A 10,777-nucleotide genomic window follows, 5' to 3' on the forward strand; every position below is an offset into this window, starting at 1 on the left:
GGCGTCGGCCTCGTCGAGAAGCGAAAGGTAATTGGCGTCGCCCCGCGCGATGTTCTCCGCGAGGTCACGGGCGAAGCTCATCACGCCGTCCCGGTAGGCTTCCGTCCGACCGACCAGCGTCATGCCCTGCTCGGCGAGCCGCCGGAAGTCGACGGTCTGCCCGCCGTGGGCGCCGCTGACCGCGATCGTCACGTGCTCGGTACCAGGGCCCGGGGTCTCTGCGTCCCATTTGCCTAGGACGCCGAGCCACCAACAGAAGTCGCGGCCGCGATAGGCGCGCGGCGGACGATCATGTGGACCGACCGAGAGGTACACGCGCTTGCCCGCCCGTATGAGCTCGTCGGCGATCTGCACGCCCGAGGAACCCGCGCCGACGACCAGCACAGCCCCGTCGCGGAGTTGGCCGGGATTGCGGTAGGCGGCGGAGTGGATCTGAAGGAAGCCGGCATCCTCGGGGACGATCGCTGGGACGACGGGGCGCTGGAACGGGCCGGTGGCGGCGACGACGCTGTTCGTCTCGACCACCCCCTCCGAGGTCTCGACCCGGAATCCGGGGCGATCGGCGTTGCGCCGTGCCTCCTTCACCTCGACGCCGCAGCGGATCGGGGCGGCGATATGCTGGGCGTAGGCGACGAAGTAGTCCGCGACCTTCTCCTTGGAGACGAAGGCATCGGGATCGGTGTCGGAGAACTCCAGGCCCGGGAAGCGGTCGTGCCAGGCCGGGCCGTTGGCGACGAGCGAGTCCCAGCGCCCCGTGCGCCAGCGTTCGGCGATGCGGTCTCGTTCGAGGACGAGATGTGGTATGCCCAGCTTCGTCAGGTGCTCGCTCATGGCGAGCCCGGCCTGGCCGCCGCCGACGACGAGCGTGTCCACCTTCTCCACCAGCATATCCGCGTCCTTCCCCTCGCCCGGTCTCCGCGGCACCGTCTAATCGAGCGGCGGGAGCACGAAAATTATCGTTTTGCGCGGCGTTGATTAGGTTGTTCCTAATGCGGGGCTTGGCTTGGCGGCGGGGTTGCCGCATCCTTCCGCGATGCCGCTCAGGTTCACCCTCCGTCAGCTCGAGTATTTCGTCGCCGTCGGCCGGGCGGGCAGCATCGCGGCGGCCGCCGAGCGGGTGAACGTCTCGTCCCCGTCGATCTCGGCCGCCATCGCGCAGCTCGAGACCGAGTTCGGCATTCAGCTCTTCATCCGCCAGCACGCTCAGGGCCTGTCGCTGACCCCCGGAGGGCGGCGGTTCCTGGCCGAGGCCGAGCTCCTGCTCGAATCGGCCGAGGCGCTGCACGAGCTCTCCAGCGACATCGCAGAGAAACCGCGTGGGCCGATCAACGTCGGCTGCCTCGTTACCCTCGCGCCGATTTTGCTGGCGGCCCTGCGCCGCGGCTTCGAGGCGGTGTGCCCCGAGGCGCGGGTGACCCAGGCCGAGGCGAACCAGGAGCGGCTGATCGAGATGCTCCGGCGGGCCGAGATCGACGTTGCCATCACCTACGATCTCGAAATCCCGCGGGACGTCGCCTTCGAGCCCCTGGCGGCGCTGCCGCCCTGCGCGATGGTGTCGGCCGCCCACCGCTTGGCTGGTCGAAGCACCATCGCGCTCGCCGACCTGGCCGATGAGCCTATGGTCCTGCTCGACCTGCCGCTCAGCCGCGAGTATTTCCTGTCACTGTTCCAGGCGAGCGACTTGCGGCCGCGCATTGCCGAGCGCTCCCGCGACATGGCGGTGGTGCGCAGCCTTGTCGCCAACGGTTACGGCTATGCTCTGGTCAACATCCGGCCTCGCAACCAGCAGGCGCCGGACGGGAACGCCCTGGCGCTGCTGAGGCTCGACGGCGGCTACCGGCCGATGACCCTCGGACTCGCGACCATGCGCACCGACCGCAAGCCGCGTATCCTCCGGGCGTTCGAGGATCATTGCCGATCGGCGATCGGCGACGACCGTATCCCGGGCATGGTGACGCGCTAACTAGATTCCCGCCGCCAGCCGGTCGAGCAGCGCGTCGAGCATGGCGTCGCATCGCGAGATCTGGTCGATGGCAATGTACTCGTCAGGGCGGTGGCCCTGCGCCATCGAGCCGGGGCCGCAGACGACCGTGGGAATGCCCAGGCGCTCGGAGAAGAGCCCGCCCTCGGTCCCGAAGGCGACCTTGGTCGTGCCATTCGCGCCGGTCAGCGACTTGACGAAGGTGACGACCGCCGCGTCGGGCGCGGTGCCGAGGCCCGGATAGGTGTTGCGGACCTCGATGCGGATATCCGCCTCGGGCGCCCGCGCTCGCGCGGCCTCGGCGATCCGGGCCGCGTCGCTGCGCAGCGTCGCGATCAAAGCCTCGGGGTCGTCGGCGGCGAGGTTGCGGATCTCGAAGTCGAGCTGGCAGTGGTTCGGCACGATGTTGAGCGCGGTGCCACCGGCCATGCGGCCGACATGCAGCGTCGTGTAGGGCACGTCGTAATCGCCGTCGCGGGGGCCCGAGGCGGCGATCTCTGCCTGCCGCGACCGGATCGCCGCGACGAGATCGCAGCCGAGGTGCAAGGCATTCAGCGCCATGGGCGCCATCGCGGAATGGCCTTCGCGGCCGACGCAGGTCGCCTCGAGCGCCGTCTTGCCCTTGTGGCCGGTCGCCACCGTCATCGAGGTGGGCTCGCCGACGATGCAGAAGGCGGGCCGGACAGGCGCGTCGGCCAAAGCCTCGATCAGGCGACGCACGCCGATGCAGCCGACCTCCTCGTCGTAGGAGAGGGCGAGGCGCAGCGGGGCGGCGAGCCGCCGTTCGGTGGCGCGCAGCGCGGCGGCGAGCGCGCAGGCGACGAAGCCCTTCATGTCCGCCGCGCCGCGGCCGTAGAGGCGCCCGTCCCGTCGTGTCAATGCGAATGGCGGAACGGTCCAGTCCTGGCCCTCGACCGGCACCACGTCCGTATGTCCCGACAGCATCACCCCGGGCCGGTCGGCCGGTCCGATGGAGGCGTAGAGATTGGCTTTGGTGCCGGTTGCGTCATGCACCAGCGAGCAGTCGACTCCCCGTTCGGCGAGTCGCTCCCGCGCCCAGCCGACCAGCTGGAGGTTCGAGTCGCGGCTGACCGTCGGAAAGGCGATCAGCCGGTCGAGTATGGTGATGCTGTCCATGGCTCCCGGCTCCGTACTACAGGGCGCCGTTGTCGCAGGAAATGGTCGGATGACCATGAGGCTTCTCCGAAGCCAGGCTTCGGCCTGACCTCACCTCACTGATATTGCGACGCGCTTCTCGCCACGCCATGACTTCGGCCCGGGATCGGGGCCGGCCCGCGGGCGGTCCGCGCGGAGACGATCCACGGGACCGGCCGCGAGAAACGGGCGGACCGCTCCTGTCGGTTCATGCCCCCCGAGATTGACTCCAGGCTTCAGGTCCGCAGGACCCGGTAGATCGCCGGGATGACGAGGACGGTGAGCAGCGTCGACGAGGCGAGGCCGAAGAGGAGCGAGATCGCGAGGCCCTGGAAGATCGGGTCGGTCAGGATGACGGCGGCGCCGATCATCGCGGCGAGCGCGGTCAGCAGGATCGGCTTGAAGCGGATCGAGCCCGCCTCGATCAGGGTCTCGGTCAGCGGCTGGTCGGGGGCGCGGCCGTGGCGGATGAAGTCGACGAGCAGGATCGAGTTCCTCACGATGATGCCGGCGAGCGCGATGAAGCCGATCATCGATGTGGCGGTGAAGGGCGCGTGGAACAGCCAGTGGCCGCCGAGGATGCCGATGAAGGTGAGCGGGATCGGGGTGAGGATGACGAGCGGAACCTTGAACGAGCCGAACTGGGCGACGACGAGGATGTAGATGCCGAGGAGTGCCACCATGAAGGCGGCGCCCATGTCGCGGAACGTCACCCAGGTCACCTCCCACTCGCCGTCCCAGAGGAGCGTCGGCGTGCTCTCGTCCTCGGGCTGGCCGTGCAGGCGGATCGCGGGTTTCGGCAGGCCGGTCCAGTCCTGGGCGTCGAGCGCGTCCTGGACCGCGAGCATCCCGTAGAGCGGCGCCTCGAAGTCGCCGGCGAGCTCGGCCGTCACCATCTCGGCGGCGCGGCCGTTGTGGCGGAAGATGGGGAAGGACGCCCGTTCCGCGCCGACCGTCACCACGTCGCCGAGCTCGACCACGCCGCGGTCACCGGGCAGCGCGTTCGCCGGGATCGGCGTCGTCAGCGCGCGTTCGTCGAGGGTCATTTCGCCCGCGGGGCGCTCGATGCGGATCGGGATCGGCTGGCGGCCGCCGCCGCGGTGCGAGTAGCCGACGGTCTGGCCGCCGCCGAGGAGGGCGAGGGTGTCGAACACGTCCGCTTCCTGCACGCGGTAGAAGTCGGCGTCGTCGGTCGAGATCGCCGCGCGGAGCCGGCGGGCGGGCGCGCCCCAGGAGTTGTCGACGTCGACGACGAAGAGCACCGAGCGGAACGCGGCCTCGACCTTGCCGGCGACGGCGCGGCGCGTCTCCGGGTCCGGGCCGTAGATCTCGGCAAGCAGCGTCGCCATTACCGGCGGACCGGGGGGCGGCTCCACCACCTTGAGGACGGTGCCGGGTGGCAGGTCGAGCGCCTTCAGCCGCTCGCGGATGTCGAGCGCGATGGCGTGGCTCGCGCGGCCGCGCGCGTCCTTCGGCACGAGATTGATGGCGACGTCGCCCATCTCGGGGCTCGCGCGCAGGTAGGAATGGCGCACGAGGCCGTTGAAGTTGAACGGGGCGGCGGTGCCGGCGTGGACCTGCGTCGAATGCACCTCGGGCAGTGCGAGCACGGTGCGCGCGACGGCTTGCGCGACGGCATCGGTCGCCTCGAGAGCGGAGCCCTCGGGCAGGTCGATGACGACCTGGAGCTCGGACTTGTTGTCGAAGGGCAGGAGCTTCACCGTGACGTGCCGGGTGTAGAAGAGCGACAGCGAGCCGAGGGTGAGAAGGCCGACGATGGCGAGGAACAGCCAGCTCCGCGCCCGTGTCTTCAGGAGCGGGCGGGCGACCGCGGCATAGGCACGGCCGAGGGCGCCGCCGCTGGCGTGGTGATCATCGTGGTGCGCGGCGGGCGCGCGGCCGGCGACGCGCAGCATCAGCCAGGGGGTGACGGTGACGGCGACGAAGAAGGAGAAGATCATCGCGGCGCTGGCGTTCGCGGGGATCGGGCTCATGTAGGGGCCCATCATGCCCGAGACGAAGAGCATCGGCAGCAGCGCGGCGACGACGGTCAGCGTCGCGACGATCGTCGGGTTGCCGACCTCGGCCACCGCTTCGATGGCGGCCCGGCGGCGGTCGTGCCGGCCCGGCATCGCCCAGTGGCGGGCGATGTTCTCGATGACGACGATCGCGTCGTCGACGAGGATGCCGATGGAGAAGATCAGGGCAAAGAGCGAGACGCGGTTGAGGGTATAGCCCATCAGCCACGAGGCGAAGAGCGTGAGCAGGATCGTCACCGGGATGACGACGGCGACGACGATGCCCTCGCGCCAGCCGATGGCGATGACGACGAGGCCGATGATCGACACCGTGGCGAGCCCGAGATGGTAGAGGAGCTCGTTCGCCTTCTCGTTCGCGGTCTCGCCGTAGTCGCGGGTCACCTCGGCGCGGATGTCGGCGGGGATCAGCGACCCCTCAAGCGCCTGGACGCGGTGGAGGATCGCCTCGGACACGGTGACGGCGTTCGCGCCCGGGCGCTTGGCGACCGCGAGGGTGACGGCGGGGGCGCGGGCCTCGCCGGGGACAACGGTGGAGGCGAGCAGCGCGCCGCTCTCGGTGGCGAAGCCGACGTCGGCGACGTCGCGGACATAGACCGGGCGGCCGTCGCGGGTGGTGACGAGCAGGTTGCCGATCGCCTCGGGGGTGCGCAGCGTCTCGCCGGCGAGCAGGCCGATCTGCTCGCCCGCGTCGCGCACCGTCCCCGCCGGGAAGGCGCGGTTGGCGCCCTCGACCTTGGCCGCGAGGCTCTGGAGGGTGACGCCATAGAGCGCCAGCCGGTCGGGATCGGGGGCGATGCGCAGCATCTCGCCGGTCTCGCCGACGAGGTAGCTGAGGCCGACATTCTCGACCTTCGCCACCTCGGAGCGGAGCTCGCGGGCGATGCGGGTGAGGTCGTTCGCGGTGATGCGGTCGGCGGCCTCCGGGGTAGGCGACAGGGTGAGCGCGAGGATCGCCACGTCGTCGATGCCGCGGCCGACGATCAGCGGCTCGGGGATGCCGACGGGGATGCGGTCGATATTGGCCCGCACCTTTTCGTGGACGCGCAGGATCGCGGCATCGGACGGGGTTCCGGTCTCGAAGCGCGCCGTCACCATCGCCCGGTCGTCGGAGGTCTGGGAATAGACGTGCTCGACGCCGTCGATGCCCTTGACGATGGTCTCGAGCGGCTCGGTGACGAGCTTGACCGCGTCCTCCGCCCGGAGCCCGTCGGCGCGGACGATGATGTCGACCATCGGCACCGAGATCTGCGGCTCCTCCTCGCGCGGCAGCGAGACGAGCGCAAGGAGGCCGAAGACGAAGGCGGCGATCAGGAACAAGGGCGTCAGCGGCGAGGCGATCGTCGCCCGCGTCAGCCGCCCTGCGATGCCGAGGCGGGCCCCGTCACTCATGGGAGCTCACTCATGGGACTGTCACCTCGTCACCGGCGCGAAGGCCGGCCAGCACCTCGACCCGGTCGCCGACCGGTTCCCCGAGCACGACCGCCCGCTCGACCCCGGTACCGCCTTCGGTCACCGTCACGAAGTCGATCCCGGAACGGGTGGTGACGGCGGCGGCAGGGATCAGAAGCGCCTCGCGCTCGCCGACCGGCAGCTCGATGGGAACGCGGGCGTTGATGAAGGCGCGTGGAAGGTCGGCGACCTCGACGTCGGCCGTGACCCGGCCGCCGGCGATCTCGGGATAGACCTTGGCGAGGCGGCCCTCGGTCGCGCCGCCGCCGGCGCCGATGCGGATGGTGCCACCCTCGATCAGCGCCGCCGCGTGCCGCTCGGGCACCGCGAGGCGCAGGAACAACCCGCCCGAGCCGATGGTTGCCACCGGCTCGCCGGCGAGGATGACGGCGCCGCGGGTGACTGGAACGGTCAGCACGCGGCCGCCCTCGGGCGCGCGCACGTCGCCTTCGGCCGCCTGCTGCGCGACGACGGCGCGGCCTGCCTCGGCGGCCGCGAGCTGGCCGCGGGTGACATCGACGGTGGTGCGGAGCTGGTCGACCTGCTGGCGCGTGGTCACGCCGCGCTCGATCAGGGTCTCGCCACGCTCGCGTTCGGTCTCGGCGGTGGCGAGCTGCGCCTTCAGGGCGGCGATCTGGGCATCATAGGCGGCGATCTGGAAGCCGAGCTTCTCGTCGCGCACGGTCGCGATGCGCTGGCCGGCAGTCACCTCGTCACCCTCGGTGACAACCAGTTCCTCGACGACACCGCCGATGCGCGCCCGCGCCGGCACCTCGTTGCGCGGCTCTACCGTGCCGTAGACCGGCTTCCATTCGGTGATCGCCTCGGCGGCGATCGTCAGGGTTCCGGCCTCGGCCGCGCCGGCCGCGAGGAGGCTTGTGGTGAGAAACAGGACGCGCATGGGCTGCCTCAGAAGGCGGTGCCGGGCTTGATGCCGAGCTTGCGGAATACCGCCGCCGCGGGGCAGAAGCCGGTGAAGGACGACTGGAGGAGGTTGAGTCCGACGAATACGGTAAGCCAGACGAAGAGCGGCGACACCCAGGCGGTCAGGGCGACCGAGAGCAACACCATGGAGCCGGCGAAGGCGAGGACGGAGCGGTCGAGCGTCATGGAGGTTCTCCTGAAATGGTGACGGTCAGGCGTGTGGCCGGTTGTCTCGTTCCGGCGCTTGACAGATATATGATAGATAGCTAATTTAGCAATAGCTAATGTACATGATGAACACGAAAAACGACATTGATGCCCTGCAGGGGAAGGTCGCCGAGGCGAGTGCCACGCTGCGGCTGATGGCGAACGAGAAGCGTCTGCTGGTACTGTGCCAGCTGGCGCTCGCGGGCGAGATGTCCGTGGGCGCGCTGGCCGAGGCGGTCGGCCTGAGCCAGTCGGCGCTCTCCCAGCACCTCGCCCGACTGCGCGTTGACGGTCTGGTCGCGGCGCGGCGCGAGGCGCAGGTGCTCCATTACCGCATCAGCGATCCGCGCGTGGAGAAGTTGCTCCAGGCGCTGCGCACCATCTTCTGCCCGGACTCCGAGACCGGCGCCTGACGTCGCGGGCTGCTGCGCGGGTGCCGAGGTGTCGCAGGCTTCGCCGAAGGAACGGGCGCGGGTCGGGCGGCTCAGGACGGCGATCCCTGCGATCCCTGCGACACCTCGGCCTGCGCGGTCCGCGCCCCGGACACCGGCGCCGCATAGTCTCGCGGCGTGATGCGCAAGGCCCGCAGCGCGTTCAGGATGACGGCGACGTCGATCACTTCCTGCAACAGCGCGCCCTGGACCGGGGTGAGATAGCCGAAGGCGGCCGCCACCATGCCGAGGATGGAGAGTCCGAGCCCGACGACGACGCTCTCGACCGCGATGCGGCGCGCGCGGCGGGCGATCTCGATGCCCGACCCCAGCCGGTCGATCCGGTCGACGAGGAGCACGACGTCCGCGGCTTCGGCCGAGGCCGCGGCCCCGCGGGCGCCCATGGCCACGCCCACGTCGGCGGCGGCGAGCGCGGGGGCGTCGTTCACGCCGTCGCCGACCATCATCACCGGGCCGTCCTTGCGCTCGCTCAGGACCAGGAGAACCTTCTGGTCCGGCGTCAGGCCGGCGCGCAGCCCGTCGAGGCCGAGGCCTTCGCTCACGCGTTCCGCGACCTCCGCCCGGTCGCCGGTGGCGAGAAGGATGCGGCCGATCCCCTCGCTGCGCAGCCCCGCCAGCATGTCGCGGACCCCCGTGCGCAGCGGATCCGACATGACGAGGTGCCCGGCCATGCGCCCGTCCACCGCCACCGCCACCAGAACCGCGCCCGCCGCGAGTTCGGGACGGACGCCCGCGGCGATGCCGACGCGGCCGGCGACGAAGCCGTCACCGCCGACAACGACCGCGTGACCCTCGACGGCGCCCGCCACGCCCTCGCCCGCGATCTCGACCACCGCGTCCGGCACGGGCAGGTCGAGGCCGCGCGCCCGGGCGGACGCGACGATCGCTTGGGCGACGGGATGCTTCGAGGCCTGGTCGAGCGCCGCGGCGAAGCGCAGGATGTCCTCGCCCGCCATGCCGTCCGCGCTCTCGATCGACACGATCCGCGGGCGACCGTCGGTCAGGGTGCCGGTCTTGTCGAGGATCAGCGTCCGGGTGCGCGCCATCGCCTCGAGCGGTCGCGCCCCCTTGATGAGGACGCCGAAATGCGCCGCGCGCGACAGGCCCGCGACCAGCGCCACCGGAACGGCGAGGATCAGCGGGCAGGGCGTCGCCACTACCAGCACGGCGACGGCGCGGATCGGGTCGCCGGTGAACCACCAGGCGGCGAAGGCGATGGCGAGGGTCACTGCGAGAAAGCCGAGCGACCAGCGATCGGCCAGCCGCGCCATCGGCGCCTTCGAGCGCTGCGCCTCCTCGACGAGGCGGACGATGCCGGCATAGGTGCTGTCGCGGGCGATGCGGCTCGCCACCACCTCGAAGGCCTCGGCGGCGTTGGTCGAGCCGCTCATCGCCTCGTCGCCCTCGCCGAGCCGCACCGGGAGCGACTCGCCGGTCAGCGCCGAGGTGTCGAGAAAGGCGGTCTTCGAGGCGATCCGGCCATCGACCGGCACCACGTCGCCCTGCCGGATCAGCAGCCGGTCGCCGGGCACGATGTCGCCGAGCGCGACCTCCTCCAGCGCGCCGTTGCTGTGCCGGGTCGCGGTGCGCGGGACGCGCGACAGAAGATCATGCATCTCGCGCCGGGCACGGCCCTCGGCGAAGCTCTCGAGGAAGGTGCCGCCGGAATACATCAGCGCGACCACCGCCGCCGCCAGCGTCTCGCCGAAGGCGAGCGCGGCCGACATCGACAGCGCCGCGACGATGTCGAGCCCGACCTCGCCGCGCCACAGGCTGCGCAGGATCTCGACGACGAGCGCCGCCAGCACCGGCGCCACCCCGGCCGTCCAGGCGATGTCGGCGGCATCGGCGCGGTCCGTGACGTGGAGGACCAGGCCGGACACGAGCCCGGCGAGGGCGATCAGCAGGAGGAGGGTCTTGAAGCGATCGGAACTGGTGTGCTGCACGCGGCTCAACTCCCCTCGGCCGGGATCATTGCCATGGGCTCCTTCGAGAACAGGCGTCCGGCCGTTGCAGTGCGGATACGGCCCGTATCATCGCGCACCATGAACAGCGCGTCGAGACCGAGCCGCTCGGCCAGTCGCGCGCCCGCCTCGGGACCCAGCACCATGAGCGCCGTCGCCCAGGCGTCGGCCTCGGCGCAGGTCCGCGCGACGACGGTGACGGAGGCGGGGGGCTGCCGGAGCGGCGCGCCACGGAGCGGGTCCATCGTGTGCGACAGCCGGCGACCCCCGACCTCGACCCAGTGCCGGTAGTCGCCCGAGGTGGCGACGGCGGCGTCCCGAAGCGCGAGGATCGAATGCGGCGCGCGCCGCGCGCGGTCCGGCGCCTCGACGGCGATGGTCCAGGGCTGGCCGTCGGGCCTCGCCCCAAGCGCGCGCATCTCGCCGTCGATCCCGATGAGGCCCGAGCGGATGTCGAACGCCTCCAACGCCCGCGCCAGCCGGTCGACGCCGTAGCCCTTTGCGATGCCGTTGAGGTCGAGCGCGAGCGGCGCGCGCTTGCGCACGCGGCCCGCGCCGGGGTCGAGGTCGAGCGCGGTGTGCGCCGGGGAGCGCGGGGTAGCCATC

9 protein-coding genes are annotated in these 10,777 nt (G+C 71.2%); 2 read left to right on the forward strand and 7 right to left on the reverse strand.

Annotation, left to right across the window (positions count from 1 at the left end; genetic code table 11):
• A partial coding sequence (locus KBA23_RS13645; RefSeq protein WP_290741835.1) for an NAD(P)/FAD-dependent oxidoreductase occupies positions 1-888 on the reverse strand: 888 nt, incomplete at its 3' end.
• Between the two features lie 127 nt (positions 889-1,015).
• Between KBA23_RS13645 and KBA23_RS13650 the strand changes: the two genes are divergently transcribed.
• On the forward strand, positions 1,016-1,963 hold the full coding sequence (locus tag KBA23_RS13650) for a LysR family transcriptional regulator (RefSeq protein ID WP_366935319.1): 948 nt from the start codon (positions 1,016-1,018) through the stop codon (positions 1,961-1,963).
• Here the strand turns inward: KBA23_RS13650 and argE are convergent, their stop codons facing one another.
• From argE to KBA23_RS13670, 4 genes are all read right to left on the reverse strand, one after another.
• Entirely contained in the window at positions 1,964-3,118 is a 1,155-nt protein-coding gene (argE, locus tag KBA23_RS13655; RefSeq protein WP_290741837.1) for an acetylornithine deacetylase, read from the reverse strand.
• Positions 3,119-3,372: 254 nt separating this feature from the next.
• Entirely contained in the window at positions 3,373-6,564 is a 3,192-nt protein-coding gene (locus KBA23_RS13660; RefSeq protein ID WP_290741839.1) for an efflux RND transporter permease subunit, read from the reverse strand.
• A gap of 10 nt (positions 6,565-6,574) precedes the next feature.
• Positions 6,575-7,525: an efflux RND transporter periplasmic adaptor subunit gene (locus KBA23_RS13665; protein ID WP_290741841.1), complete on the reverse strand. Its 951-nt coding sequence runs from the start codon at positions 7,523-7,525 to the stop codon at positions 6,575-6,577.
• Positions 7,526-7,533: 8 nt separating this feature from the next.
• Entirely contained in the window at positions 7,534-7,734 is a 201-nt protein-coding gene (locus tag KBA23_RS13670; RefSeq protein ID WP_290741843.1) for a DUF2892 domain-containing protein, read from the reverse strand.
• Positions 7,735-7,832: 98 nt separating this feature from the next.
• Here KBA23_RS13670 and KBA23_RS13675 point away from each other — a divergent pair, with 98 nt between their 5' ends.
• The gene (locus tag KBA23_RS13675; protein WP_290741845.1) at positions 7,833-8,168 is read left to right on the forward strand and encodes a metalloregulator ArsR/SmtB family transcription factor; all 336 of its coding nucleotides are present in this window, start codon (positions 7,833-7,835) and stop codon (positions 8,166-8,168) included.
• 71 nt (positions 8,169-8,239) lie between these two features.
• On the opposite strand, the gene KBA23_RS13680 is transcribed toward KBA23_RS13675, so the two are convergent.
• Together KBA23_RS13680 and KBA23_RS13685 are read right to left on the reverse strand one after the other, a co-directional pair.
• On the reverse strand, positions 8,240-10,153 hold the full coding sequence (locus KBA23_RS13680; RefSeq protein ID WP_290741847.1) for a heavy metal translocating P-type ATPase: 1,914 nt from the start codon (positions 10,151-10,153) through the stop codon (positions 8,240-8,242).
• 5 nt (positions 10,154-10,158) lie between these two features.
• Positions 10,159-10,777: FAD:protein FMN transferase (locus KBA23_RS13685; protein ID WP_290741849.1), on the reverse strand; the 619-nt coding region annotated here is incomplete at its 5' end.

It is taken from the genome of Amaricoccus sp. (assembly GCF_017995835.1).
Lineage (GTDB): Bacteria > Pseudomonadota > Alphaproteobacteria > Rhodobacterales > Rhodobacteraceae > Amaricoccus.

Coding starts and splice junctions, on each gene's coding strand:
- argE (WP_290741837.1), bottom strand. CDS start 3,118: ATGGACAGCATCACCATACTCGACCGGCTGATCGCCTTTCCGACGGTC.
- KBA23_RS13660 (WP_290741839.1), bottom strand. CDS start 6,564: ATGAGTGACGGGGCCCGCCTCGGCATCGCAGGGCGGCTGACGCGGGCG.
- KBA23_RS13665 (WP_290741841.1), bottom strand. CDS start 7,525: ATGCGCGTCCTGTTTCTCACCACAAGCCTCCTCGCGGCCGGCGCGGCC.
- KBA23_RS13670 (WP_290741843.1), bottom strand. CDS start 7,734: ATGACGCTCGACCGCTCCGTCCTCGCCTTCGCCGGCTCCATGGTGTTG.
- KBA23_RS13675 (WP_290741845.1), top strand. CDS start 7,833: ATGTACATGATGAACACGAAAAACGACATTGATGCCCTGCAGGGGAAG.